Annotated in this window: 31 protein-coding genes; 9 read left to right on the forward strand and 22 right to left on the reverse strand. The window is 58.6% G+C overall.

Translation table 11 applies throughout. The features are described 5' to 3' along the window. Positions 1-23: 23 nt before the first annotated feature. The 3 genes from ASG68_RS02110 to ASG68_RS30195 form a co-directional block, all read right to left on the reverse strand. The gene (locus tag ASG68_RS02110; protein WP_062583551.1) at positions 24-1,277 is read right to left on the reverse strand and encodes an NAD(P)/FAD-dependent oxidoreductase; all 1,254 of its coding nucleotides are present in this window, start codon (positions 1,275-1,277) and stop codon (positions 24-26) included. Positions 1,278-1,309: 32 nt separating this feature from the next. After that, the gene (locus ASG68_RS02115) at positions 1,310-1,810 is read right to left on the reverse strand and encodes a TIGR00645 family protein (protein ID WP_082478346.1); all 501 of its coding nucleotides are present in this window, start codon (positions 1,808-1,810) and stop codon (positions 1,310-1,312) included. 176 nt (positions 1,811-1,986) lie between these two features. Next, positions 1,987-2,151 carry a DUF1328 domain-containing protein gene (locus ASG68_RS30195; protein ID WP_037105882.1) on the reverse strand — a complete coding sequence of 55 codons (165 nt, stop codon included), beginning with the start codon at positions 2,149-2,151 and terminating at the stop codon, positions 1,987-1,989. A 218-nt stretch (positions 2,152-2,369) separates the two neighbouring features. On the opposite strand from ASG68_RS30195, the gene ASG68_RS02120 reads away from it, so the two are divergent. After that, on the forward strand, positions 2,370-2,567 hold the full coding sequence (locus ASG68_RS02120) for a hypothetical protein (RefSeq protein ID WP_062583550.1): 198 nt from the start codon (positions 2,370-2,372) through the stop codon (positions 2,565-2,567). 122 nt (positions 2,568-2,689) lie between these two features. Here ASG68_RS02120 and ASG68_RS02125 read toward each other — a convergent pair whose 3' ends face one another. The 3 genes from ASG68_RS02125 to ASG68_RS02135 all read right to left on the reverse strand — a co-directional run bounded on the left by ASG68_RS02125 (position 2,690) and on the right by ASG68_RS02135 (position 4,448). Beyond that, positions 2,690-3,655: a PRC-barrel domain-containing protein gene (locus ASG68_RS02125; protein ID WP_062609113.1), complete on the reverse strand. Its 966-nt coding sequence runs from the start codon at positions 3,653-3,655 to the stop codon at positions 2,690-2,692. A 202-nt stretch (positions 3,656-3,857) separates the two neighbouring features. After that, positions 3,858-4,055 (reverse strand): CsbD family protein, encoded by a 198-nt coding sequence (locus ASG68_RS02130; RefSeq protein ID WP_062583548.1) that lies wholly within the window; start codon positions 4,053-4,055, stop codon positions 3,858-3,860. A 63-nt stretch (positions 4,056-4,118) separates the two neighbouring features. Continuing rightward, positions 4,119-4,448 (reverse strand): hypothetical protein, encoded by a 330-nt coding sequence (locus tag ASG68_RS02135; RefSeq protein ID WP_062583547.1) that lies wholly within the window; start codon positions 4,446-4,448, stop codon positions 4,119-4,121. A gap of 276 nt (positions 4,449-4,724) precedes the next feature. Here ASG68_RS02135 and ASG68_RS02140 point away from each other — a divergent pair, with 276 nt between their 5' ends. From ASG68_RS02140 to ASG68_RS02145, 3 genes are all read left to right on the forward strand, one after another. Further along, the gene (locus ASG68_RS02140) at positions 4,725-5,594 is read left to right on the forward strand and encodes an alpha/beta fold hydrolase (protein ID WP_062583546.1); all 870 of its coding nucleotides are present in this window, start codon (positions 4,725-4,727) and stop codon (positions 5,592-5,594) included. 94 nt (positions 5,595-5,688) lie between these two features. Beyond that, the gene (locus ASG68_RS30200; protein WP_082478251.1) at positions 5,689-5,844 is read left to right on the forward strand and encodes a DUF3309 family protein; all 156 of its coding nucleotides are present in this window, start codon (positions 5,689-5,691) and stop codon (positions 5,842-5,844) included. Positions 5,845-5,896: 52 nt separating this feature from the next. Continuing rightward, positions 5,897-6,145, forward strand: coding sequence for a glycine zipper domain-containing protein (locus ASG68_RS02145; RefSeq protein WP_062583545.1), 249 nt, complete (start codon positions 5,897-5,899; stop codon positions 6,143-6,145). 89 nt (positions 6,146-6,234) lie between these two features. Here the strand turns inward: ASG68_RS02145 and ASG68_RS02150 are convergent, their stop codons facing one another. Then, entirely contained in the window at positions 6,235-6,435 is a 201-nt protein-coding gene (locus ASG68_RS02150; protein ID WP_062583544.1) for a NepR family anti-sigma factor, read from the reverse strand. A 250-nt stretch (positions 6,436-6,685) separates the two neighbouring features. On the opposite strand from ASG68_RS02150, the gene ASG68_RS02155 reads away from it, so the two are divergent. Next, positions 6,686-7,483: a response regulator gene (locus ASG68_RS02155; RefSeq protein ID WP_062583543.1), complete on the forward strand. Its 798-nt coding sequence runs from the start codon at positions 6,686-6,688 to the stop codon at positions 7,481-7,483. 8 nt (positions 7,484-7,491) lie between these two features. Here ASG68_RS02155 and ASG68_RS02160 read toward each other — a convergent pair whose 3' ends face one another. The 6 genes from ASG68_RS02160 to ASG68_RS31800 form a co-directional block, all read right to left on the reverse strand. After that, positions 7,492-8,739: an NAD(P)/FAD-dependent oxidoreductase gene (locus ASG68_RS02160; protein WP_062602610.1), complete on the reverse strand. Its 1,248-nt coding sequence runs from the start codon at positions 8,737-8,739 to the stop codon at positions 7,492-7,494. A gap of 74 nt (positions 8,740-8,813) precedes the next feature. After that, entirely contained in the window at positions 8,814-9,953 is a 1,140-nt protein-coding gene (locus tag ASG68_RS02165) for an AI-2E family transporter (RefSeq protein ID WP_062583541.1), read from the reverse strand. 356 nt (positions 9,954-10,309) lie between these two features. Beyond that, a complete protein-coding gene (locus ASG68_RS02170) occupies positions 10,310-11,368 on the reverse strand; it encodes a sensor histidine kinase (RefSeq protein WP_062583540.1) in 1,059 nt (352 codons plus the stop codon). Beyond that, positions 11,368-11,814, reverse strand: coding sequence for a response regulator (locus ASG68_RS02175; RefSeq protein ID WP_062583539.1), 447 nt, complete (start codon positions 11,812-11,814; stop codon positions 11,368-11,370). Before ASG68_RS02175 ends, ASG68_RS02170 begins: the two co-directional genes overlap by 1 nt. Beyond that, positions 11,811-13,304 carry a sensor histidine kinase gene (locus tag ASG68_RS02180; protein WP_062583538.1) on the reverse strand — a complete coding sequence of 498 codons (1,494 nt, stop codon included), beginning with the start codon at positions 13,302-13,304 and terminating at the stop codon, positions 11,811-11,813. Before ASG68_RS02180 ends, ASG68_RS02175 begins: the two co-directional genes overlap by 4 nt. A 169-nt stretch (positions 13,305-13,473) precedes the next feature. Further along, positions 13,474-13,644 (reverse strand): hypothetical protein, encoded by a 171-nt coding sequence (locus ASG68_RS31800; protein ID WP_164491899.1) that lies wholly within the window; start codon positions 13,642-13,644, stop codon positions 13,474-13,476. Positions 13,645-13,816: 172 nt separating this feature from the next. Here ASG68_RS31800 and ASG68_RS02185 point away from each other — a divergent pair, with 172 nt between their 5' ends. Then, positions 13,817-14,203, forward strand: a complete 387-nt coding sequence (locus ASG68_RS02185) for a hypothetical protein (protein ID WP_062583537.1) — start codon at positions 13,817-13,819, stop codon at positions 14,201-14,203. Between the two features lie 68 nt (positions 14,204-14,271). Here ASG68_RS02185 and ASG68_RS02190 read toward each other — a convergent pair whose 3' ends face one another. The 6 genes from ASG68_RS02190 to ASG68_RS02215 form a co-directional block, all read right to left on the reverse strand. Continuing rightward, on the reverse strand, positions 14,272-14,616 hold the full coding sequence (locus tag ASG68_RS02190) for a RidA family protein (RefSeq protein WP_062583536.1): 345 nt from the start codon (positions 14,614-14,616) through the stop codon (positions 14,272-14,274). A 112-nt stretch (positions 14,617-14,728) separates the two neighbouring features. Further along, entirely contained in the window at positions 14,729-15,556 is an 828-nt protein-coding gene (locus tag ASG68_RS02195; RefSeq protein WP_062583535.1) for a dipeptide ABC transporter ATP-binding protein, read from the reverse strand. After that, a complete protein-coding gene (locus ASG68_RS02200) occupies positions 15,553-16,407 on the reverse strand; it encodes an ABC transporter ATP-binding protein (protein WP_082478344.1) in 855 nt (284 codons plus the stop codon). Before ASG68_RS02200 ends, ASG68_RS02195 begins: the two co-directional genes overlap by 4 nt. After that, positions 16,407-17,309 carry an ABC transporter permease subunit gene (locus ASG68_RS02205; protein WP_062583534.1) on the reverse strand — a complete coding sequence of 301 codons (903 nt, stop codon included), beginning with the start codon at positions 17,307-17,309 and terminating at the stop codon, positions 16,407-16,409. The genes ASG68_RS02200 and ASG68_RS02205 overlap by 1 nt, the downstream gene beginning before the upstream one ends. 9 nt (positions 17,310-17,318) lie before the next feature. Further along, entirely contained in the window at positions 17,319-18,323 is a 1,005-nt protein-coding gene (locus tag ASG68_RS02210; RefSeq protein ID WP_062583533.1) for an ABC transporter permease subunit, read from the reverse strand. A gap of 113 nt (positions 18,324-18,436) precedes the next feature. After that, entirely contained in the window at positions 18,437-20,032 is a 1,596-nt protein-coding gene (locus ASG68_RS02215; RefSeq protein ID WP_062583532.1) for an ABC transporter substrate-binding protein, read from the reverse strand. Between ASG68_RS02215 and ASG68_RS31995 the strand changes: the two genes are divergently transcribed. From ASG68_RS31995 to ASG68_RS02225, 3 genes are all read left to right on the forward strand, one after another. Next, positions 20,031-20,255 carry a hypothetical protein gene (locus ASG68_RS31995; RefSeq protein ID WP_210173824.1) on the forward strand — a complete coding sequence of 75 codons (225 nt, stop codon included), beginning with the start codon at positions 20,031-20,033 and terminating at the stop codon, positions 20,253-20,255. The genes ASG68_RS02215 and ASG68_RS31995 overlap by 2 nt on opposite strands. Positions 20,256-20,527: 272 nt before the next feature. Further along, the gene (locus ASG68_RS02220) at positions 20,528-21,238 is read left to right on the forward strand and encodes a helix-turn-helix domain-containing protein (RefSeq protein WP_162243570.1); all 711 of its coding nucleotides are present in this window, start codon (positions 20,528-20,530) and stop codon (positions 21,236-21,238) included. A gap of 88 nt (positions 21,239-21,326) precedes the next feature. Beyond that, the gene (locus ASG68_RS02225; protein ID WP_062583530.1) at positions 21,327-21,716 is read left to right on the forward strand and encodes a response regulator; all 390 of its coding nucleotides are present in this window, start codon (positions 21,327-21,329) and stop codon (positions 21,714-21,716) included. A 99-nt stretch (positions 21,717-21,815) separates the two neighbouring features. Here the strand turns inward: ASG68_RS02225 and rirA are convergent, their stop codons facing one another. From rirA to ASG68_RS02240, 3 genes are all read right to left on the reverse strand, one after another. Beyond that, positions 21,816-22,280: an iron-responsive transcriptional regulator RirA gene (gene rirA, locus ASG68_RS02230; protein ID WP_062583529.1), complete on the reverse strand. Its 465-nt coding sequence runs from the start codon at positions 22,278-22,280 to the stop codon at positions 21,816-21,818. Positions 22,281-22,531: 251 nt separating this feature from the next. Then, positions 22,532-23,599: a M48 family metallopeptidase gene (locus ASG68_RS02235; protein WP_062583528.1), complete on the reverse strand. Its 1,068-nt coding sequence runs from the start codon at positions 23,597-23,599 to the stop codon at positions 22,532-22,534. Beyond that, complete coding sequence (locus ASG68_RS02240) at positions 23,589-24,680, reverse strand: YjgN family protein (RefSeq protein WP_062583527.1); 1,092 nt, start codon at positions 24,678-24,680, stop codon at positions 23,589-23,591. Before ASG68_RS02240 ends, ASG68_RS02235 begins: the two co-directional genes overlap by 11 nt. Positions 24,681-24,774 lie beyond the last annotated feature (94 nt).

Genomic DNA, 24,774 nt, shown 5'->3' on the forward strand with positions numbered 1-24,774 from the left:
ACTTTTTTACAGATCGCCGCAAATCAGGCGACGAAACGGTCCGGACGATAGGGCTTGATATCGATCACCGTCTTTTCGCCGGTCATTCTCTCGGCCAGCGCTCTTCCGGTGACCGGGCCGAGTGTCATGCCGTGATGCGCATGGCCGAAGGCAAACCACAGGCCTTCGTGGCGCGGTGCCTTACCGATGATCGGCATCATGTCCGGCGTGCACGGGCGCGCGCCCATCCACGGCTCGTCATCGCGCCGCTCGGCCAGCGGGAAGAACTCCCGGGCGACACGCTCGGCGCGGGTTAGCTGAACAGGGGTCTTCGGTGCATCGCGATTGGCGAATTCGGCCCCCGTCGTTAGGCGTACTCCGCGCAGCATCGGTGCGAGGAAATAGCCCTTTTCCGCGTCCAGCACCCAGTTGTTGAGCTCCGCGCCCTCCTGCATGCCGTAATGCATGTGGTAGCCACGCTTGACGGCGAGCGGGAAGCGATAGCCGAGCTTTCGGGTGACCGTATCGGCCCAGGGACCGAGTGCTACGACGACTTCCTTGGCTTCCAGCGGACCTTCAGGCGTTGCGACACGCCAGCCGGCACCCTCAAGCACATGCTCCAGAGTAGCCGCATCGCCCGAAACGAGCCTGCCGCCGAGCGACTGGAAATAGATGAGATAGGCCTTGTTCAGACTATGGGGATCGAGAATCGACCACGGATCGGTCCAGCGCAGGCCGCCGGTGAGATCCGCCTTGATCGACGGTTCCATGGTCTTCAATTCGCTGGTCGATAGCTTCTGGTGGCTAACCCCGAATGTCGATGAAAGCTTTTCGGCATCCTTGTAGGCGGCATCACGGGCGGCTTCCGTACGGAATACCTTCATCCAGCCATCCTTGCGGATGAGATCGCCGGCCCCGGATGCGTTGATCAGGTCACTGTGCTCGGCAATCGAGTTTTCGATCAGCGGAGCATACATGGAGGCGATGTTCTGGTGCTGGGTAAAACCGGAATTCCACCAGTAGCGAATGAGGAAGGGCACGAGACCCGGCAGCGCCCGGAAATGGTAGTGCGCGTCGATCGTATTATTCAGTGCATAGCGGAAGAGCGCGCCGAAATCGTGCGGAAAACCATAGGGGAAAACGCCTTCGCGCTGGATCAGGCCGGCATTGCCGTAGGACGTTTCCTCGCCGGCGCCGCGGCGGTCGAGCAGGACGACGGACTTGCCGCGCCGCGCCAGATGGATGGCTGTCGACAGGCCGACAATGCCTGCCCCCAAAACAACGACGTCTGTCTTCATGCCCCGTTCTCCAATCCCGGCTTCGCCGACATCTATTTCTTCAGCTTCGCCATGATCTGCTCAAGGAAGCCGAGCATCAGGGCCGATACAACGAAGGCGATATGGATGATCGTCGCCCACATCAGCTGGTCATTGGTATATTGCTGCGTGTTCAGGAAAATCTGCAACAGGTGAATGGACGAGATCGCCACGATCGACGAGGCGACCTTGATCTTCAAGCTGCCGGAATCGAGCTTTCCAAGGAAAGAGACCTCCGCATCCGCCTCGTCGAAGCGGCTGACGAAATTCTCGTAGCCCGAAATCATCACCATGACGATCAGGCTGGCGACGAGCGCCGCATCGATCAGTCCCAGCATCGCGAGAATCATGTCGGATTCGTCGAACACGAAGACCATGATCGCGACCTTGTAGAATTTGTAGACGAAGGAGACTGCATAGAGGCCGAGCGCGGCAACAAGCCCTAGATAGAAAACCACCAGGAGCCAGCGGCTCGACAGGATGATCCGTTCGACGATGAGTTCCAGCGACTTCATGCTGCTGATGGCTCCAATTGTGCGATTGCGAAATGCTTCGGCCATGAATAGCCAAGCCGTGGTCCTTCGGCAAGGCGAGGACCGCGACAGGTCGCCTCAGTCCCGAAAATCAACCCAAAGAAAAAGGAGCGGTGCTTTCGCATCGCTCCTTTTTGTTCGCATCACCCGAGATGGGATCAGGTTCTGCGCATCAGGCCAGCCACCAGCGAGATGACGAGGAAAGCCAGGAACAGGAAGAACAGGATCTGCGCGATACCGGCGGAAGCGCCAGCGATGCCGCCGAAGCCCAGGACACCGGCAATAATGGCAACGACGAGGAAGACGAGAGCATAGTACAGCATGGTGAATTCTCCTTGGTTTGTTCGTCTTGCCATAAACGTATTAGGAGTAGTTTTGTTCCGGCCGTTCCACAGCGCGCCACGCCAAGGCAAATCTACACCTTTCCTTAACCATGACGGGGAAAATTGCCCCAATTTGACACGGTTAAGCCACGCAATTCACGGAACATTACCGGCGCAGGTGACGTTGTGAAGGCATATACATCATGCGAGATAGTAAAATGACCGTATCGACATCGAATATCTGGAAGTCGGCCGCAGCCGCAGTCCGCCAACCCATCCGGGCGCGGGACAAGAACTTGCATATCGGCAAGACCCTGCGCGATCTGTACTTCAAGGACGACATGCCGAAGACAGAAGGACATTTCGCAGATCTTCTCGGCAAGCTCGACGCGTCAGAACGCGATGGCGACAAGTAGAATTTCATGATCAGCTGAAACGAAAATGGCGGCCACCCGGCCGCCATTTTTATTGTCTGAACCTCGAAAATTCCGGAATGAAAAGGCTGGTATTCTTTCCGATGCCAGCCTCAAATATTTCATCAATTCGCGGATGCGCGCAGCAACACTCCCTCGGGATTGGCCTTGTACGCCGTCTCATCATAGGCGACCTGGCTTTCGAGTTGCTCGCGGGTGAACGGCGAGTAAATCGTCATGATGCCGTCGGCGTCCGCCATGACCTGGACACTCTCTGCACTCATTGCCACCGGCTTCTGGCCAATGCCGAGGAAGCCGCCGACATCAATGATATACGCTTCCACCTTGCCGTCCGTGGTCCGGATGACGTCGCCGATCTCGCCGACCTTCGTGTCATCCGCAACCTTCACGTCTGTGCCGATGAGTTTATCGATCGATATCGAAGCCGGGTCGACCAGCTTCATTTCCGGGTCGGTTGATGCCGTCGTGTTGGTATCGAGTGGCATCACTGCATCCGGATCCGTCATTTGCGGTGTGGTACCGAGTGTCGGCTGATCCGGCTGCGTGGATTGCGCTGTCTCGTCTGCCAGCACAGGTGGTTTGGCTGAGCCGGCATTAGCACTTTCATCCTCGGGCAGCGTTGCTGCAGTGCCCTCCATCATCGCACCGCGTTCGAATTCCGGTGCGGCCTGCAGTTCCTCCTTGGTGGCGGTGACCACGATGATGCGCTGGCCGTCACGGTCCGACCAGGAAACCCGGTCGAAGCCGACGGCCACATCCTTTTCGCCAAGACCGAGAAAGCCGCCGACGCCGACAACCAGCGCTTCGGCACCACCATCGGCATTGATCACAACGTCATTGACATCACCGATCGCCTCGCCCTGTTCATCGGAGCCCGTGTAGACGGTCTTGCCGAGGACCGAACTTGCGAGGATCTGCTCTGGAGCCGCGGAAAAATAACCGTTCGGCCCCTGTTGCGTGTTGGGGGTTTCGGCTGTCGCTGGCGCGGACCGGTTGGCAGCATCCTGAGCCAGAGCGCCTGATACCAGGAATGTCGCGAGGGCCGTCGTCGCCAAAAGAGTGCGGATCATCGTGTGCTCCTTCATGCTTCATGGAAGTGGAGTTGTTTGCGGGGCCTATGGCTCGCCGCCAAAATGACATTCGGAGAACGAAAACAGCCCGGTTTTGTTCCCCGAATTTTCCGCCGCGAGTTACCCGGACGCAAAACGGCACGCGGATGAACATCCGCGTGCCGTCTGATTTTTAGCCTGCAAGTGATTTTACCCGCATGGATCAGTGGCGGGAGGACCACTCGTCGATCTGCCGCTCGGCCTCATCCTTTTCGACGCCGTAACGGACCTGGATGCGGCCGGCCAGTTCCTTGCGGCGGCCGTTGATGACATCGAGATCGTCATCGGTCAGCTTGCCCCACTGGGTCTGGGCCTTGCCGCGATATTCGGTCCACTTGCCTTCGATAATGTCCCAATTCATGATTGTGCTCCTCTGGTTGGTGTTGATTGAACGCGGGGTGTCCTGAAAAGGTTCCGCCAATGATCAGTTCGAAATGACGGCCTTGCGACCGGCCTTCTCGGCGACCATCATCGGCGATGCAGGTTCATCGAAGGTAATCTGGACATCGAGTTCGTTCGACGGGGTGATGTCCCAGGTGATCGTAGCGTCTTCGATGTAAAGTGCAGGATCGATCTCGGCGCACTTGCCGTAGACGATCTTGTAACCCTTTCGGACCTCATTGATGGACGGACGCAGCAGTTCCTGGCACTCCTCGGCGGTTTCGAACCCGACGGCTGGCGCCGGCAATTCCTTGCATTCGATGTTGCCCTGGCTGCATCCGACCAGCATCATGATTGCGGCTATGTGTTCCATCCTCGTGCTCCCTGCACAATGATTCACTTGCCAAGACAACGGACACACACGCCCGGATGTTCCCGAAAAATCGACGGGAACTTTTGGAACTCACTCGACGTTTAAAATGCGCGTCAAGGAATGCCTGACGTGACTTGGTGAACCCGGATACCCGCGCCGTGATTTGGCCGCCCGCCCCAGACAACCAACTCTCCAGGCATGACTGCTGACGCCGTTCAAGGAATGTCCGTCATGTTGCGTCCCCCATCTCCCCATTGGCTATCCGAAGATTCCGGCATGAGAACCGTGCTGATCCACGGCATGGTCATGGCACCTTCCTTCTGGAGCAGCTTTGCGCCCAGCATCGTGAAGGAGGGGCGTGCGCTCGCCTACCCCCTGCCAGGGCATAGTCCTTGGATGCTGGACGGCTTCACCGGTATTCTGAATACGGACGACATCGTCGATGCCTACGCACAAGCAATCGAACGGGATTTCGATGGCGAACCCGTCACCCTGATCGGCCATTCGACCGGCGGATTTGTGTCACTCCTGCTGGCGCGGCATCGTCCGGATTTGGTCAGCAATGTCATCCTGATGGGAGCGTTCGCCTGCGGCCGCTTCGAAGGCCAGGAGCGCATCGCCGCCCGTATCCTCCGGTTGCCTTTGCTCGGCCGTCACCTGTTTATCCGGCTTTTTACCCGATGGATTTCCACGCGCGAGAGCTTTCGTTGGGGCTCGCTCGAAAGCGTATTCGACAAGACTGTCGGATGGGAAACCGAAGAGACGCTGGCAACGATGGAAAACGTGCGCGAGCACTTACTAAAATCCCGGGCCGACGAAATTGCTGCCTTCGTCTCGTGGATGTCGCGAACATCCGTGTTCGCCGAGCTGTCCCATATCGATGTGCCCGTCCTCAACATTATCGGAGCGCACGACGCCATCGTGCCGCCGTCCCATCAGATCCACCTCTCCGGCCGCCTGCCGCGGGTTCACACGGTCATCCTCGACAAGGTTGGCCATCTGCCCATGGCCGAAGCGGGAGACAAGGTGGATCAACTGATCAGCGCCTTCCTGTTGCTGGGCCCCCTGACTTCAAGCCGTAAGAATAAACTTACCAAAAAATCAGAATCCGTCCCCTTCGCGCGGTCCTTGCCATTTGGACTGTGACGGTCATACGAGCCGCTGGAACAAAATTATGTGACAGGCGTTCTGGCAGTGGAATTGGTGGCCCAAAAGGCCTTGAACCTGAAGAGGAAGTAAAATGCTCGGTACGATTCTCCTGATTGTTCTGATCCTGTTGCTGATCGGCGCGTTGCCGACCTGGGGTCACAGTCGCAGTTGGGGCTATGGTCCCTCGGGTGGCCTCGGACTGGTCGTCGTCATCCTCCTCATCCTTGTCCTGATGGGTCGGATCTGACCCGCAAGTTCCGAACTCCGTCATCATTCAGACCCATGAAAGGAAGCCACCCATGAAAAAGATCCTCCTCGCAATCGCGCTCATTATGCCTCTCGCAGCCTGCACCGCTACTGAAAAGGGTGCCGGCATCGGTGCTGCTTCAGGCGCCATCATCGGCGGCGCAGCGACCGGTAATGTCCGCGGCGCAGCCGTTGGTGCAGCTGTCGGCGGTGTGGCCGGCGCCCTCATCGGCAACGCCAGTGAACCGGGCCAGTGCTATTACCGCGACCGCTACGGCCGCCGCTACGTCGACGCCTGCTGATCGGCACGAATGATATATCGATACGACGAGAAACGGGCTTCGGCCCGTTTTTCACGTTTAAGGGCTGGGTTGTCGCGTGGAGGCAGCGCTCAGGTTCGGGACTTTCCGAGGCGTTCGGCCTGGTCCAGTTTCTCGAGCAGATCGAGAAACATGTCGGGGATGGGCTCCTGCTCGACGGCGTTGTAGAGCGCTTTCAACATGGATGCGATCTGGGCATTCGGGTCTTTCAGAGAAGCGCCTGCCTTTCCTGCCGGCCCGGCACGCCGATGATTTTCCGGGATGTCACTCATCGACAGTTTCACTCCTGAATCGGCGGCAAGCACCACAAAGCCGCCATGCCTTTCTGTGCCTGTTTTGATACACTATAATTCTTGCGATGTTCCGAATTTTTACGGGTTCTGCCACGGCGCGATCCATATTCAGCCCGCTTCAAAACTTCCCATAAAGCATAAAACATGTTCAAACCAACGACATGGTTCGACTCGGATTAGCGTCCCGCATCGGCAAATTGAGGCGTCATCATACTGAAGGAAGTCATAAATGTCACTTTCCATGCGGATCGCAGCCCACCTGCCCTACCTTCGCCGCTTCTCGCGCGCGGTAACGGGATCGCAGACTTCGGGCGATGCCTATGTCGCAGCGGTGCTGGAAGCTTTGATCGCCGATATCTCGCTTTTCCCGCAAGGTAGCAATGACAGGGTTAATCTGTTCCGGTTGTTCTGCTCGCAGATGGACAAGATCAGCATCGACCTGCCGGAAACCGCATCACCCTTCAGCTGGGAAAAGCGCGCGGCCGCCAATCTTTCGATGATCCCTCCGGAGGAGCGCAAAGCGTTCCTGCTCGTTTCGGTCGAGGGCTTTTCGCCTGCGGAGACCGCCGAAATCCTTGAGATTAGTGAAGCCGAAGCCGCGAACCTGCTGCATAAGGCGTCCGAGGATATTTCGCTGCAGGTGGCCACCGAAATCCTGATCATCGAAGACGAGCCGCTCATTGCCATGGACATCGAGGACATGGTCACCAGCCTCGGACATACCGTTGCCGGCGTGGCCAGAACCCATGGCGAAGCCATCACGCTGTTCGAGAAGACCGCACCGAAGATGATTCTTGCAGACATCCAGCTTGCGGACGGCAGTTCCGGTATCGATGCGGTCAACGAAATCCTCAAGAGCGCGACGATCCCGGTGATCTTCATCACCGCCTTTCCGGAGCGTCTGCTGACCGGCACCAAGCCCGAGCCCGCCTTCCTCGTGACAAAGCCGTTCAATCCCGAAATGGTCAAGGCGTTGATCAGCCAGGCGCTTTTCTTCGACGAAAACGCACGGTCCGGGAGGACCTGAACCTTCCTCTATTGCCTCGGTGACGGGCGTTCGATCGCAAAGGCGTCAAACCACGCCTGCCTGTTGCCGGCGCAAAGCTCTGCGAGGATTCGCGAGGCCATATAGCTGAAGGTGATACCGTTGCCGCCATAGCCATAGGCGGCGAAGATGCGGGGCATGCCGACGACTGGGCCGATCAGCGGCAGGCCGTCCTCCGTCTGCCCGAAAGCGCCAGACCAGGCGAAGTCCACTTGACGATCGGCTGCCGGCCAGAGGCCGGCAAGCGTATCGACAAGTTGCGCGGTCCTCACGGTCGTCTTTGCATCGCGCTCGTCAGGATCGACGGTGTCGTCGTCTCCGCCACCAATGATGATCCGGCCATCCTGCGTCGTGCGGGCATAGTGATAATTGTCCGAAGCCTCCCAGATCAGTTCTCCACCGGGCCAGAGTTTTTGCTGTGCCTGCGGCACGGTCGCGATCGCCCAGGTGGATGAGGTTTTGTGGATTTCGGCGCGGACGAAGTCGGGCATGACATAACCGGTGGCAAGAATGACGTGTCGCGCTTCGATGACGAAAGGGCTATCGGTTTCGACCGTCACCGAACCGGGCGCGTCGTGATAGGCGGTGACCATGGCATCTACTAACCGCGCACCGCGCATGGATGCATCTTGCATAAGCCCCCAAGACAAAAGCAGCGGATCAGCGTCGGCGGAACCGGGCGACGCGATCGCTGCAGCGCGGTCGATACCCGTGCGCGACAAAAGCTCGGCGTGATCGAGCAGCATGCCCGGCAATCCTGCCCGCTCCCGCAACAGGTGTTCGTCACGCAGGGCCGCAGGCCCGACATCTCCGGCGGCGAGGTAGAGGGTCGAACGCGGACGAAAGGCACAGGACAGGCCGAGCGTACCGACCAAATCGTGGAGACCACGCACAGCCGCGATACTGTGCCGATAGATGGTGACGGCCTGGTCGAAGCCATAAAACTCCGTCAGTTCGCCGAGCGTCCGGTCGATTTCCCATTGAAGCATCGCGGTACTGGCGGCCGTGCTACCAAGCCCCGGCTGCTCGTTGTCGATGACGGTCACATCCACGCCGCGCGCTACCAGATGCTGGGCAGCGAGCGATCCGGTAATCCCGCCACCGACGACCAGCACTTCGGTCTTGAAACTCTCGGTCAGGTGGTTCTTGCGGGGAGGCAGGGCGCCCCCTCCCCAAGGAGTACGTCCTCCACGCAGGTCGTCCTGCGCGGTCTCTCCAGCATCGAGCATTGATGGCATACAGCGGCTCTCAATTGGCGGAATGAAATAACGATCGGCATCCGGGCCATCGCGTTCCTGTCGGATGGCCCTTGTCAGCCCGGCAATTGCCGTTCCGGCGGCTGCGTGCGGACTTCGTTGAATATGGTCATCGCGATAAGCGACAGCGGCAAGGCCAGCATTGCCCCGACCGCACCCCACATCCAGGTCCAGAAGATGATGGCGATGAAGATCAGGAACGGGTTGACCTCCAGCCGGTGACCCAGAATCGAGGGAGTGACGATATTTTCCATGACCAGATGCAGAACGAAGAAGCCGGCGGCAGGTGCGAGCGCCAGCAGCAATGCGTCATGGGTAAGCAGACCCGCACACATGAGCGCGATCGTCATCAGCGTAACGCCGAGATAGGGGATGAAGCTCGATACAAAGGCGAACAGTCCCCAGAGCGGCGCCATCGTCAGCCCTCCGACGAAAGCAATTACGGCAGTGATCGTCCCGAGAACGAGGTAGATCAGGCTCGCCGTGGAGAAATAGAAACCGACGGCATTTTCGGTGGCATTCATGATGCGGATCGCGGCGAGCCGGCGTTCGCGCGTCGCGAATGCGAGAATGATCGTCTTGCGCAGATGCGCGCGCCCGACCAGAAACAGACCCAAGGCCGCCAGGAAAATCATGATCTGGATGAAAGCCGGGGTGATACCCGACGCGACCAGTCCGAGCATCGTACCGGCGTTTGCGATGGCGACATCCGTCATCGCCTTTTCATCCGTGCCGGCAATGGCGAGCTTCACCCATTCGAACCGTTGCAGATAGGGTAATATCCGCTCGATCGCCCCCTCCAGCATCGCCGGAGCCTGTCCTGCCAGCGAGGACAGTGGCTCGATGATGGCATTGATAAGGAAGAAAAGCCCGACGACGAAGACGAGCGCCAGAAGCAGACCGCCAAGGACAGGGGGCAACCCGAACCGGGCGAGACGGTCCGCGGCGAGCCCCAGCACCATGCCGATGACTATAGCAAGCGTGACAGGCATGAGGATCGCTTCCATCATGTAGATCACTGCCGATGCGAAGATGATGAAGGTTCCGACGATGCTCCAGGCGACGACGAGATCCAGCCCAGTCTTCGGCGCGGACTGCGGCGGCGCCGCTTCGGCAACCCGTGCCTCGATTTCCGCCTGTTTCCGCTGCTTGATCAGTCCACTCGCCGGGAAGGCGCCCATTTTCAGTATCTCCATTGGCCCGGCCCGGTTCAACAGGTCGAGCAGCGATGCTTCATGTCTGGAAAATGCCGCGGACGGATCGCGTTTGGGCGCTGGCCAAGGGCATGTCGCCCGTTAACGCGACGGTTGCGAAAAAGTTCCGGGGGCGTTGCTCCGGAACAATAAGCCTTGCCTTACGTTTTGGGCGTACAACGTCCGCAGGAATCTTTGCGCGGAAGATTGCGCTTTATCGATCCGCGATGATGGAATGCTGCCCCGATTGGAGGTTTCATCGATTCATCACGGTCAGGAAGTGGCAACACCCCGTCGCTTAGAACAGCGCCTCTGACATTCACGACTGGAGAGCCGTCCGGCTCTCCAGTATCGACGGATCACCTGTATTGGAATGTCATGCGCGCTCGAGTGCCGACGGCAACGTTGTCGTAGGCCAGATTTCCGCCCATTGTCGATGCCATCGCATTCAGGATCCTGGTCCCCAGCCCCGTCCCCTTGGCTGGCTGCAGCGGATCGTGCCCGACGCCATCATCCTCGACCACCAGTTCCACGGTTTCATCCTCCAGACGCGATACGCGAACGCGGATCTCACCTGCGCTCCCCGTCGGATAAGCATATTTGAAGGCGTTGGTGACCAGTTCGCTCACGATCAGCCCTAGCGGCACGACCTTGTCGGTCGGCAGTTGCACAGCATCAACCGAAACGACAATCGTATGCGGGCGCGCATCGTCACGCATCGACGATTGAAGCTCCTCCAGCAGGCTCTTCAGATAATCGTCGATATCGACAATGCCGACCTGGTTCTTGGCATAGAGATGCCGATGCACATTGCCGATCGCGTGGATGCGGACCTGTGTCTCCTGCAGTGCGGCCTGAGCCTCAGGATCGGTTACCAGCGAGGCCTGCATCCGCACCAGCGATGCCGCCAGACTGAGGCTGTTGGCGACACGGTGATTGACTTCGCGCAAAAGAAGCTCAGCCTTGTCACGCTCCTGGCGCACCGCTTCCTGTGCCGCGGACGTCTCCTTGCGATACCGCGCCCGTTCCAGCGCCTGCCGGAGTGCCGTTCCCAGAACATCGAAAAACTCTGCCGAAACGCTCTTCGTCACATAATCTTCAGCGCCGCGCTTCAAAGCCTCGACGGCAATACTCGCCTCGCCGGCACCGGTGACGTAAACGACGGGCGGATGGTCGGGCATGGCAACGATGGCCGGCAGGATATCGAGGCCGGTTTCACCGAGCAGATAATGATCGAGGGCAACCGCATCCACACCGCCATCTTCCAGCACAGCCATGCCGGCCTGGCGGTCGAGTGCGGTAATGACCTGAAAGCCCTGTCGCGTCAGGTTCTTGCGCAGAAGAACGCCAAGCGCTTCATCATCATCGATGTAGAGAATGCGCATCTCGCCGCGATCGCCACCGGTAAAGCGATCCATCAGGACGCCTCCGGCACGGTCACCACGGAGAGGAAAAGACCAAGCTGCTGGATCGCATTAACGAATTTCTCGTATTGCATGGGCTTGGCGACATAGACATTGGCGCCGAGATCATAACAGCGATGGACCTCGACGGGATCATCGGTGGTTGTCAGGACAATCACCATCAGCCGCTTCAAATGCTCGCTCTCGCGCACCTGCGCCAGAATATCCATGCCGGTCATGTCAGGCAGATTGAGGTCGAGCAGAATCAGCAGTTGCTTGCCCTCGTGGTCCGCGCCGGAACCGTCCGCGCCCAGCAGATATGACAGCGCAGCCGTTCCGGTCACGAAGGGGACGATCTCGTTGGTGACACCCGCGCGGCGGATGTTTTTTTCGATCAGACGGGCATGGCCTTCATCATCCTCGACCATGATGATGACGACGGGCTGTAGACCATTGCTCATTGCTCCCCCCTGTCTTTCACAAACCGCAAATCTGCCGCGAGGCTGACGAAAAACGTCGTTCCCTCTCCCAGCGCGGATTTGACCTGAACGTCTCCCCCCAGACGCCGCGCAAGCGCACGGACATGCGCCAGACCTATGCCTTCCCCTGCTTTGTCCTGAGGTCCTGAACGCCGGAAGAGTTCAAAGATCCGCTCCAGATCCCGTTCAGCGATACCTCTGCCATTGTCCCCGACCTCGATCACCACCTGATCTCCGGCCACCACGCCTGTTACGCGGATCACGGGGGCCCGGGACGGGTGTGCGTATTTTACCGCATTATCCAGAAGGTTGCCAAAAATCTGTTGCAGGGCAAGCCGGTCGGACGAAATGTTCGGCAAATCCGCAGCGATTTCCACGCTGGCACCGGTTTCATCAAGCCGGTGCTGCAGGTTGGCGACGGCCTCGGACAGAAGTTCCGCAAGGCTTACCCGTTCCGGTGTCAATTGCCGACTACCCGCGCGTGCCAGCCGCAGGATTTCATTGATCAGATCGTCCATGCGCCTCATCGAGGATCGAATGAACCCCAACGCTTCGGGAATATCGACATTGACCGCTTCGCACGCTTGCTTTTCGATAAGTTCATCGCGCTCGCCATCCGGCTTTTTCACATAATCGGAAAAGATCGCCGACGCCCGTTCCAGTTCGGAGGTGAAGCCCATGATATTGACGAGTGGCGCTCTCAGATCATGGCCAACGATATAGGCGTAACTCTGCAACTCACGATTGGCACGCTCCAGATGCTGCGTGCGCTGACGGATTCTCGTCTCCAAGGTTTCGTTCTGCTCGGCCAGCGCCCTGCGCGCCTCCTCAAGCTGACGGGTATGGTTGAAGACCAGAAGAATGGCTCCGCCGACGAGCGCGACAAGCAGGACCGCACCGCCGCCAATAGTAATCATCAGCCATGCGGTGGCGCTGTTCAGCGCTTGGCGTCTCTGGAATCCGATATTGCCGGTGATGGCGTCAATCCGGGTCATGATCTGGCGGATTTCTTCCATCGCCATCTTGCCGGCATCGGTCTGCACGACGGCCAATGCTTCATCGTGCCGCCCCGCAGCCTGAAGCGCGATGGTGCTCTTCAATTCGCTGATCTTGGCATCAATCAGCGATTTCAGCCGATTAACGGTTATGCCGCTGATGCCGACCTTGACCATATCACCGGTGATGCTGAGAAACTGAAGGCGGATCAGAACCTCGGCACGTTTGAATGGCGCCAGGTATTTTTCCTCTCCGGCCAGCAGATAACCCCGCTGGCTCGTCTCCGCATCCTGGACAAGGTTATACAAAAGCAGGGCGCGCGCATTCAGGCGCGATGCCTCCAGAGCTTGTTGAGAATTCTCCCCCGCCTCATAGGCGAAGCGGAGCGAAACCAGCACAAGGCCTAAAAGGAGGACTGCGCCTGCGAACAGGATCAGCGGCACTGTCCGGGAAAATACCGAACGCCCGATCACCACAACCTGCCCCCGTGCATGACGGTCAAGTCCCTCTCCCGCCGGGACAGCCTGTTCTCGCCAAAATGCGCGAACCGATCACCGAGCAATTCCCCATGAACGTCTACGTTGCAAACGTACAGCGTTCATAAAAAAAGAAAACCGTTTTATCACCCTATATGGGCCCGCGTCGTCAGTATCTTTCCGGAGGAAAAACATGAAGCGTAAGTGAAAACAGACCGAGACCGAGAATAACCACGATCAGCGTGTTGGCGATATCATCCGAGGTGGCGGACACAACGCCCAGCCCCAGGATGGCGCCCATGAGCAGGAACAGAAAAATCCTCGGCAACCAGTACAACATGGCACGTCCCTTTTATAGTTGGAGAACATCCCGAAGGATTATCCTCATAACGAAGTGGACATGCGATTGTTCCGCGTGACTACGTCGGTGATGAAGAAACTTTTGCAAGAAACGGATGTGATCCAATTCTCCTTCCCGGCGTATCGAACTGCATCAAGCGATGGAGATGGTCATGAAGGCGCTTTTTGTTGCCTGCTTCGGGATTGCAGCGTCTGGCCTTGCCGCCGCGGCGGAGGCAACCCAGATGAAGGAAGCGGATATCCGCAGCCAGATCATCGGAAGAACAATCTATCTGGCAGCCCCGATGGGCGGTGAATTCCCGCTCAACTATCGAACCTCGGGCGTGGTGGATGGAAGTGGCAAGGCGCTGGGGCTTGGCAAGTTCATCCAGCCGACAGACAGCGGTCGCTGGTGGATCCAGTCCGACAAGCTCTGCCAGCAGTTCAAGGTCTGGTATGACGGCTCTAAAATGTGCTTCGACCTGACGGACGCGGGACCGAACAAGGTCAAATGGATCCGTGACAATGGCGAATCGGGTATCGCGCGGATCGGAAACTGACACTGACTGTACAATGAAAAAGCCGGCACCCGCCTGAGCACCGGCTCTGCATCTATGCGATGCTCTGATCAGAGAGCAGCGATGACGATGACTTCGACGAGATATTCCGGTGTTGCCAGCTTGGCCTCACCGGTGGCGCGAGCCGGGGTGTTGCCCTGCGGTGCCCATGCATCCCAAACAGCGTTCATCTTCGGGAAATCGACCATGTCGGCGAGCCATACGGTGGCCGACAGGATGCGGGTCTTGTCCGTGCCGGCCTGTGCCAGCAGGCGATCGACGGATGCGAGTGCCTGCTTGGTCTGCTCGGTAACGTCCGAGCCGGCCTCGCCGACCTGGCCTGCGAGATAGACGGTGCCGTTGTGAACGACGGCCTGGCTCATGCGCGGACCAGTTTCGAAGCGTTTGATATCCATCTTTCCATTCCTCATGAAATGCGGCGGACCGCAGTCTGAAATTGTTGTGACGCTGGCGCTTTATCGCAGATCGCCGGTTAGTGGAACCATGATTGCGAAATCATGCCGCCCATCAGGCGGCATTTTTCCGGGCAAGGCGTGCCTTGATACTATCGACATCGGCCCGCGGCGTCGCCGCGAACAGCGTCTTGGTATAGCTGTGCTTGGGATCGGCAAAGACTTCCTCGCGGCTGCCGTATTCCACCGCCTCGCCGTAATACATCACCATGACGTCGTCGGCGATGTAGCGCACCACCGATAGGTCGTGGCTGATGAAGACATAGGTAAGTTGGAACTCGTCCTGCAGGTCAGCCAGCAGGTTGAGAACCTGTGCCTGCACCGACAAATCGAGTGCCGAGACCGGCTCGTCGAGCACAAGAAGACGCGGATTGAGCATCAGCGCACGGGCGATTGCGACACGCTGGCGCTGACCGCCGGAAAACATGTGCGGATAGCGACCGTAATGCTTTTCTTCCAGGCCGACCTTCTTCAGCATGGCGAGCGCCTTGTCGCGCCGATCGTCCGCCTTCATGCTCGTGTTGATGATCAGCGGCTCGGTGAGGATTTCGCCGATCTTTTTGCGCGGATTGAGCGTGCCGTAAGGGTTCTGGAAGACGATCTGAACCTTGCGGCGCATATCCGGCGTCAGCTTCTGATGCGCGATATCGACCTTCTGGCCGTCAATCAGCATGTCGCCCGAGGTTGCTGGATCGATCATGGTGACGATGCGGGCGAGCGTCGATTTTCCGCAGCCGCTTTCGCCGACGATCGCCAGCGTCTTGCCCTGCTCAACCGAGAAGCTCACGCCCTTGACGGCGTGAACGGTCTTGCCTTTTTTCAAGAGGCTGCCCGGGATGTGATAATCGCGGACAAGGTTTCTGGCTTCGAGAACTGGGGTCATCGAACAGCTCCTGCAAAGATCTGGTCGTCACTGAGGAATTCCGCGATCGTCGGCAGACGGTCGCCGGTGGCATTGTCGGGAAGCGCCGACAGGAGCGCGCGCGTGTACTCGCTCTTCGGGGATTCGAACAGCGACAGCACGTCCGCCTCCTCGATCTTGCGGCCCTTGTACTGGACGATGACGCGATCGGCGGTCTCGGCCACTACACCCATATTGTGGGTGATGATAATGAGACCCATGCCGTTTTCGGCCTGAAGCCGCATCAACAGATCGAGAATCTGCTTCTGGATCGTCACGTCGAGCGCCGTCGTGGGTTCGTCGGCGATCAGGAGTTTCGGGTTGCAGGCAAGTGCGATGGCGATCATCACACGCTGGCACTGTCCGCCTGACATCTGGTGCGGGAAGTGGCCCAACCGCTCGGCGGGGTTGGGGATGCCAACCAGTTCGAACAGTTCGATAGCGCGCGCACGTCGCGCCGCCTTGCCCAGGCCCAGATGGATGCTCAGGACCTCCTCGATCTGGAAGCCAACGGTGAAGCACGGATTGAGGCTGGCGATCGGCTCCTGGAAGATCATGGCAATATCCTTGCCAACGATCTTGCGGCGTTCGGACGCCGACAATCCGAGCAGATCAATACCGTTGAACTGCAGCTTGTCGGCGCTCACCTTGGCCGTCCAGGGCAGAAGCCCCATGGCCGCCAGCATGGAGACCGACTTGCCGGAACCGGACTCGCCGACAATGGCGAGAACTTCACCGGCATTCACCTTCATCGAGACACCATTGACGGCGCGGAAAGGGCCGGCGGCCGTCTGGAATTCGACAACGAGATTTTCAACTTCGAAAAGGGACATCATGACCTCTTCAGCTTGGGATCAAGCGCATCGCGCAGGCCGTCGCCCATCAGGTTGATGGCAAGAACGGTGATGAGAATGGCAAGCCCCGGGAAGGTCACGACCCACCAGGCGCGCTGGATGAATTCGCGGGCTTCGGCCAGCATCGTGCCCCATTCCGGCGTCGGCGGTTGGGCGCCCATGCCGAGGAAGCCGAGCGCGGCTGCATCGAGGATCGCAGCCGAGAAGGCGAGTGTCGCCTGAACGATCAGCGGCGCGAGGCAGTTGGGGAGGATCGTCAGGAACATCAGACGCATCGTACCCGCGCCAGCAACACGCGAGGCAATCACGTAATCCTTGGCGCGCTCGGACATGACTGCGGCACGGGTCAGGCGCACGAAATGCGGCAGGTTGACCAGCGAGATCGCGATCATTGCGTTCAGCAGGCCCGGACCGAGAACCGCCACCAGAACCAGGGCGAGCAGCAGCGACGGGAACGCCAGGATGATATCCATGACGCGCATGATAATCGTATCGGTGCGACCCCGGAAGTAACCGGCGACCAGACCGACGAGAACGCCGGAAATGACCGAAAGGCTGACGACGATGACGCCGATGAAGAGCGAGAAACGCGCGCCATAGATCAGGCGCGAGAGGATATCGCGACCGACAGCGTCAGTGCCGAGCAGATAGGTCCACTGGCCGCCTTCGGCAAAGGCCGGCGGCAGGAGCAGGACCTCACGGTTCTGCGCGCTCGGGCTGTGAGGCGAGACGATCCCGGCGAAAACCGCGAGGAACAGGATCGTTGCAAAGACAACAAGTCCGATCACGGCGCCCTTGTTGCGGGTGAAATAGAACCAGAACTCCTTGAGCCCGGTTGGTGGTGTGGATGTTTGCACATCGACTTCCTGGACAGCAGCCATTTGAGCCTCCTAGTGCCGGATACGCGGATTGATGAGCCCGTAGAGCACATCAACGATGAGGTTGACGATCATGATCACGCCGGCGATCAACATCAGACCGCCCTGCACGACCTGGTAGTCGCGCTTGAAGACGCTATCGACCATCCATTTGCCGATACCCGGCCAGGAAAAGATCGTTTCCGTCAGGATGGCACCCGCCAAGAGCACACCGACCTGCAGGCCGATAGTGGTGACCACCGGGATCAGGGCGTTGCGCAGGGCGTGCACCCCGATGACGCGGAAGGGCTTCAGACCCTTGGAGCGTGCCGTGCGGACATAATCCTCGCCCAGCACTTCGAGCATCGCCGAACGCGTCTGGCGCGCAATGACCGCGAGCGGAATCGTGGCAAGCACGATGGTCGGCAGGATAAGGTAGGTTACCGCCGACTTGAAGGCACCGGCCTGTCCCGAAATCAGGCTGTCGATCAGCATGAAGCCGGTGACCTGCGGGAAGAAATACATCAGCGAAATGCGGCCCGAGACAGGCGTCCAGCCGAGATAGCCGGAGAAGAAGATGACGAGCAGCAGGCCCCACCAGAAAATCGGCATGGAATAACCGACCAGTGCGGTTCCCATCAACGTTTGATCAAGCCAGGTGCCGCGCTTGACCGCTGCGAGAACGCCGGCGGGCACGCCGAGAGCCACGGCCAGAACGATGGCGCAGAGCGAAAGCTCCAGCGTCGCCGGGAAGAGTTGCAGGAAGTCGGTCAGGACCTCGCGCTTGGTGACGATCGACGAACCGAAATCGCCCTGCAGCAGGCCGAGCAGATAATCGAAATATTGCAGGTACATCGGCCGGTCGAGGCCGAGTTCGGCCATGAGCTGCGCGTGGCGCTCCGGCGACATGACGCGTTCGCCCGACATCAGCATGACCGGATCGCCTGGCAGAAGGCGGATGAAAGAGAATGCGATGAGAGACACCCCGATAAACGTGGGTATCAGGACGGCGAGCCGCCCGACGATGAAACGAAACATGGGAGCCAAATCCCTTCTTTTTATTCTTGTTCTTTTTGAAAAGCCGGCGGCCCGAAAATTCGGACCGCCGGCCAAAGCACGCTCTTTAAGGCGTACGTTTTCGGAAGCCGATCTTACTCGGCGATATCGACGCCTTCGAACGCGAAGTCACCAAGCGGCGACTGGACGAAGCCGGACACCTTCTTGCTCATCGGAACAACAGCGACGGAATGGTCGATGGTGTTCCAGGGCGCTTCCTTCTTGAAGACGATCTGCGCCTGCTCATAGAGCTTGGTACGTTCGGCAACGTCGGAGGTTTCCTTCGCCTTGGTCACGAGGTCGTCGAACTCCTTGTTGCACCACTGCGCACGGTTGTTGCCGCCGACAGCATCGCAGCCGAGCAGGGTGTCGAGGAAGTTGTCCGGGTCGCCGTTGTCGCCGGTCCAGCCGAGGATGGCGGCACCGTCACGATCCTTGGCGGACGAGAGCTTCAAGTACTCGGCCCACTCATAGGAAACGATCTCGACGGTAACGCCGATCTTGGCAAGGTCGGCCTGCATCAGTTCTGCTGCACGACGTGCGTTCAGCATGTACGGACGCGCGACCGGCATGGCCCAGATCTTCATCTTGAGATCCTTGACGCCGGCGTCTTCGAGCATCTTCTTGGCCGCATCCGGATCGTACTTGTCGTCTTCGACGGCATTGTTATACGACCACATTGTCGGCGGGATCGGGTTCTTGGCAACGGTTGCGGCACCCTGGAAGACCGCGTCAACGATGGCCTGACGATTGATCGCCATGTTGAGAGCCTTGCGGACCTCGACCTTGTCGAACGGCGCGACCAGCGTGTTGTACGCGAGGTAAGAGACGTTCAGGCCGGCCTGCTCGGAAACCTGCAGGTTCGGATCCTTCTTCAGCTCCTCGACGTCAGCCGCATTCGGGTAAGACATCAGGTGGCATTCGCCGGCCTTCAGCTTCTGTGCGCGGATTGCGGCGTCGGTGGTGATCGCAAATACCAGATCGTCGATCTTCTGCTTTCCGCCCCAATAGTCCGGGTTGGCCTTGTAGCGGATCGCTGCATCCGGCTGATAGGCGACGAAGGTGTACGGACCGGTGCCCAGCGGCTGCTGGTTCATCAGTTCCATCTTGCCGTCGGCCTGGAGCTTGTCGGCATATTCCTTGGAGACGATCGAGATGAACGGCATGCCGAGGTTGGCGAGCAGCGGTGCTTCCGGACGCTTCAGCGTGATCTTGACCGTCAGGTCGTCGACCTTTTCGATCTTTTCGATGACATCAGGAAGACCCATGCCGGAGAAATATTCCCAGGACGCGCCCGGCACGTACTTGTTCCACGCATTGTCGGCCTTGTACTGGCGCTCGAACGAGAAAATGACGTCATCGGCGTTCAGCTCGCGGCTCGGCGTGAAGAAGTCGGTCGTCTGAAACTTGACGCCCTTCCGCAGCTTGAACGTATATTCCTTGCCATCGGCGGAGATTTCCCAGCTCTCGGCAAGACCCGGCTCGATTTCCGTCGTGCCCGGCTTGAATTCGACCAGACGGTTATAAACCGTATGCGCTGCAGCATCGAACGTCTGACCGCCGGTGTAGAGACCCGGATCGAAACCTTCGGGCGACGCTTCGGAGCAGTAGACGAACGTCTTCGACCATGCGGAACCGGCCATCAGCGTGGCGATTGCGGTTGCCGCGAGGAGAGTAGTGAGCTTTTTCATGAGCTTTGCTTCCCAGTTTTGTTCTTGTTCTCATAATTTTTCTGACGCAGAAGCCGTTGTTTCCGGTCAAGGCCGGATGGAACGACATTTGCCCCGGCATTGCAATAAGCATCCAGAAAAATTTGTCCAATTGGAAAAATCATCCGGATACGACAACGACGACGCTATACACGACTTTTTTGAACGGATGGCCAGCCGAAATCGAATCAAATCGGCACATTGAACAATGTCAATCGCAAATTGCACGGATGGTTCCAAAGCGCTTCAAGTGGCATAACACACTTGCGGGGCGGGGAGGACTGCCAAGCTTTTGTCTGCCAGGCGGGGATTAGACGAAAGCGACCATATGCAGTCCTCCCACTCGCTGCCCCTCCCTCGATCTCGCCCCCTTCCAAAACCTTTGCCGGCCCCTATTTTCGTTTGAAATGCCAGTTGCTTGTGATGAATCGCACGCTAAACTGGTGCTCGCGGGACACTGTGGAGGACGGCCGCGTCGTGGCAACGCTTCTGAAAAACCACCGGCGATATCATTTTGACGGCGACCTGGAGAAAGCGCTCAATCGCGTCGATTTCTTCCGTATTTTCCATACAATGTCCCTGCGGTTCGGTTTCGATCATTTCGGAATCCTGCAACTGGGGAATGAGGGCGATGCCTGCATGCTGTCCAACCGGCTGGCATTGCATGATCTGCCATCAGGCCTTGCCGAGGAATACGACAAGCGGCATCGCTTCGGTGATTCCGTCGTCTTCAAGAGTTTGCATGCCTCGACCATCCCATCCGTCTGGAAAGCCGGTGACCCTCACCTGGGCGGAGGCGGCAACCTGCTCGACCAACTCGGCTTCGAAATGCTGATGTGCGTACCGGTCAGCGGTATCAACGGTGCCCGTTATGCCATCCTTTTTCTGGGCGATGGCGAAGACATCGAGCAGCAGCAGCATTTCGAGCTCTGTTACGACGCTGTCTGCGCCTTCGACTTCTTCTATAGGCTCGTTCTGTCCAACAAGGCAGGACTTGGCCTAACCCCCCGGGAGACGGAAATCCTGCGCTGGATTTCGCATGGCAAGACTGCCAGCGAAATCGCGCTGATCGTCTCCGTCTCGGAACACACGGTGAATTCGCACACGGCCACGATCCTCAAGAAGCTCGACGTGGTCAACCGAACCCAGATGGTCGCGAAGGCGATCCGGGAGCAGATCATTCAATGAGTAGAATCACGAAACCGATATCTGCCGGACGGCAACCGAAACCATTTTCATCATCAGCCATTCCCCCAAACGGAACAGCCACACCGTCATGACAAACCTGATCCACATCCTTCTCGTCGACGATGATCCGGCCGAAAACCTGATCATGCGCGGAATCATGAAGAAGGTGACGAGCACCGAAATTCAGCTGCACTATTGTGAAACCATTGATGCGGCTCTGGACTTCATCAAGTCCGGAAAACCGGTTTCCATGGTGCTGATGGACAACCGGCTGCAGCCACAGGCCGATTTTCGCGAAACGGTCCCCGCGATGCGACAACAGGGCTTTATCGGACCGATCGGGGTGATCTCTTCATCGGTTGCCGATCCCTATTTCCAGAAGATCGAGGACTATGGCGTCGATTTCCGCATCGACAAGGCGGAGCTTGACCCGACCGCGATCGAATTCATCCTGCGGGAATATGTGACGAAGTCGTAGGATGGGTCATCGGGCAAACAATTCAATCACGCAGCAAAAAGCCCGGTTTAACCGGGCTTTTTAAGTATCAGCATGTGCGTTGAACCCCACGCTCAAGCATCAGGCCGCAGCGGTCTTCGGGTGGGTCAGGTGGTCAAGGCCCAGCAGGAAGTTGATCTGCGGACGCGCTTTGACCAGATCATCGATCGAATACTGCTGCAGCACTTCGAAGAAAGCATTTAGCGCCTTGCGCAGCGCTGCGTTCAGGCCGCAGCTATCAACCAGCGGACAATCGATTTCGCCGGCTTCGAAGCATTCAGCCATGGCGAAGCTGTCTTCGGTAACCTTGACGATATCGAAGAGGGTGATTTCGGAAGCCGGCTTCGGCAGGCGCACGCCGCCGTTGCGACCGCGAACGGTCTCGACGAGACCAGCCTTGTTCAGCGGCTGCAGGATCTTGAACAGGAAGAGCTCGGAAACACCGTAGGCCTTGGCAATTTCAGGAATGCGGCTGAGATGGCCGTCATTGGCGGCACAATACATCAGCATGCGGACTGCATAATTCGTTTGCTTCGTCAGGCGCATTACGTACTCCAGACTTCAAATTCCGGCTCGTCCCATTCGGACGACAGCCCCTGTGAACCCGTACGGTGCATGGATCCAATGGCGAATCTGCCAACCGCGCCACGCTCGTGTCTCTCATATAGGACGGATGCTAGTTTGGAACAATTCCAAAAAGCAAAAAACATCTGGAAGTGATGATGATCAGCTTCATGCGGGCTTGTCCACCCAAAAGTTGAATTATCAAAGCAAGTTAAACGGTCCCGCGTATCGGATCAGTTCCCCGTAGCGGGTCGCCGCAATTCTTTCGCGTAATCGACAATGGACTTTTGTCGCTCCGGCGTGCCCGGATGGGTCGAAAAGACACTCGTTTCAGCCGCATCGCCAAACTTCTTCTCGATGATTTCAAAAAAGCGGGCGATCGCCGTCGGGTCATATCCGGCCTTGCCCATCAGCACGACCGAATACCGGTCGGCGGCGGCTTCGGCGTCACGCGAATAGGACAGCGCCAGGAGACCGCCGCCCTGAACGAGCAGGTCCTCGACGCTGTCTCCGATATCGCCGGCAATCAACATGATGAGACCAGCCATTCCCGCAGCACGATAGATCTGCCGCAGACTGTGCTCCAACTCGACATGCCCGATCTCGTGGGCCAGCACACCAACAAGCATTTCCGTATCATCGCCAGCCAGTTCGACAAGTTCGTCGGTGATGACCAGCGTACCGTCCGGCAACGCGAAGGCATTCGGCCCGATCGCCCCGCCCTTCCGGAAATTCAACGTATAGGCAGATTTGCCGCGAACGGACTGTGCCGCGATGCGATCGAACCCCTCGGAAATCGCGCGCTTCTTCGCCTCGTCCAGTCCCGATTTGTCGAGCACGGTGCGGTCCATCGTTTCCAGCGTGCCGGCCGACATCAATTCGGGCACGACCGGCGGCGTCACCACCACCGCAACCTCGACCAGCACAGGCAATGCATAGCGGTAAACCAGGCCGGACAAGATGAAGACCGCAGCGGCGAACAGGATCAGCCGCGGGTGAAACCGTTCGAGCCCATGGATGAAACCGACACCCCGGCGCCCGTTTGCACGCAATAGATTGTCCACCGCGTCATTGTCTGCGGTCTCGAACAATGAGCCATCCGGAAACTCAATCCGGCGAGGAATGGCGCCGACCCGCGGCGAAATGTCGAGCGCGGAAAAGGCGCCCGCCGAAAGCTCTGCGCCATCATCGCCGATTGCAGCAACCTGCCCGTCTCTTGTGACAAGGCTGGCAGCGACCGAGCGGCTGGAATCGCGCGGATGCCAGTGGCCACGGATCGTTTTTTCGGCCTCAGAAGCCAAAATCGAAGCCCTCGAAGTCCATGAACTCAGCTCCCACTGCCATGCCCTCCTGCTCCGCCGCCGCCAGGATTTCACCGACATCGCCATCGAAGCGGATCGCCGTATGCTCGTTCTGATAACGGGCGGATCGCACCGCCGCCCAGGGACGCATCAGACCCAGTGTCAGGACCGTGACGATGATATTCGAGATGACGATCCAGACATAACGAAACCGCGACATGTCGCTGAGCATCTGGTGCTTGCCGTCGAACAGCGTGGCGGACCAGGCGACGTTGCGCACGCCGGCGCGATAGAACAGCGCCGCGACGCCGAAGGACAGGTAGAAGGACAGAATGCTGAGCGTCATCAGCATGAACATGCCAGCCTGCATTTCCGGCGGCACCGCACCGGAATTGTCGACCATCGCGGCGAAGACGGAAATATTCGCCAGTACGACCGTGCCGATGACCACGAAACCGAGAACGATGATCAGGGCAGACAACAGCCATGTCTTGTAGATCGGACCGAGCTGTGGATCCGTCGTGAAGGCCTTGCCGCCGTAGCGAAGGTTATTGCCGATATATCGGTACATCCAGCGGCTCGCGAGCGGCGTCAGAATGCCCAATGTCAGCGCCGCGACGACCGGCCCAACCAGAAAGGCCAGGAAGGCGCCGCCGACCTTGCCGACGAAATCGAAGCGGACATTGCGATAGCTGGTGACGCGGGCGCTGAATCGCAGGCCACGCATGACCAGCCAGGGAACAAAGAACAAGATCACCACGACGAGCACGATGCCGGCCAGCGGATAGACATTGAGAAGGACGTTGTAGACGACCAGATAGGCGAAAACGATGAGGCGGCCGATCAGGATCTGCTTGCCCTTGGCATGATATTCGAAGGCGCGGCCGAGCAGCACCGTATTGCCGTAGAAATAACGATTACGGCGCACCTTGGCCCAGGCGGAGTAGATTCCGACCGTAACGATCGTCAGCAGAATGTTGACGATCCAGATGCCGAAATATTCGGAGGCGCTTCCTGTAAAGGACAGCCGGTGGAAGTCTCGCGATGCCGGTGGCAGTGTGGCTGTTTCGATCGTGCTCATGGTCGCCCCTCTTTCGTCATGTCGGACACAATGGAAGGAACGGCCGATCATCCCCCGATATTCGGCCGCCCGAACTCTTAAACGGCGATGAAGC

Origin of the sequence: Rhizobium sp. Leaf453, assembly GCF_001425605.1 — a bacterium.
GTDB lineage: Bacteria > Pseudomonadota > Alphaproteobacteria > Rhizobiales > Rhizobiaceae > Pararhizobium.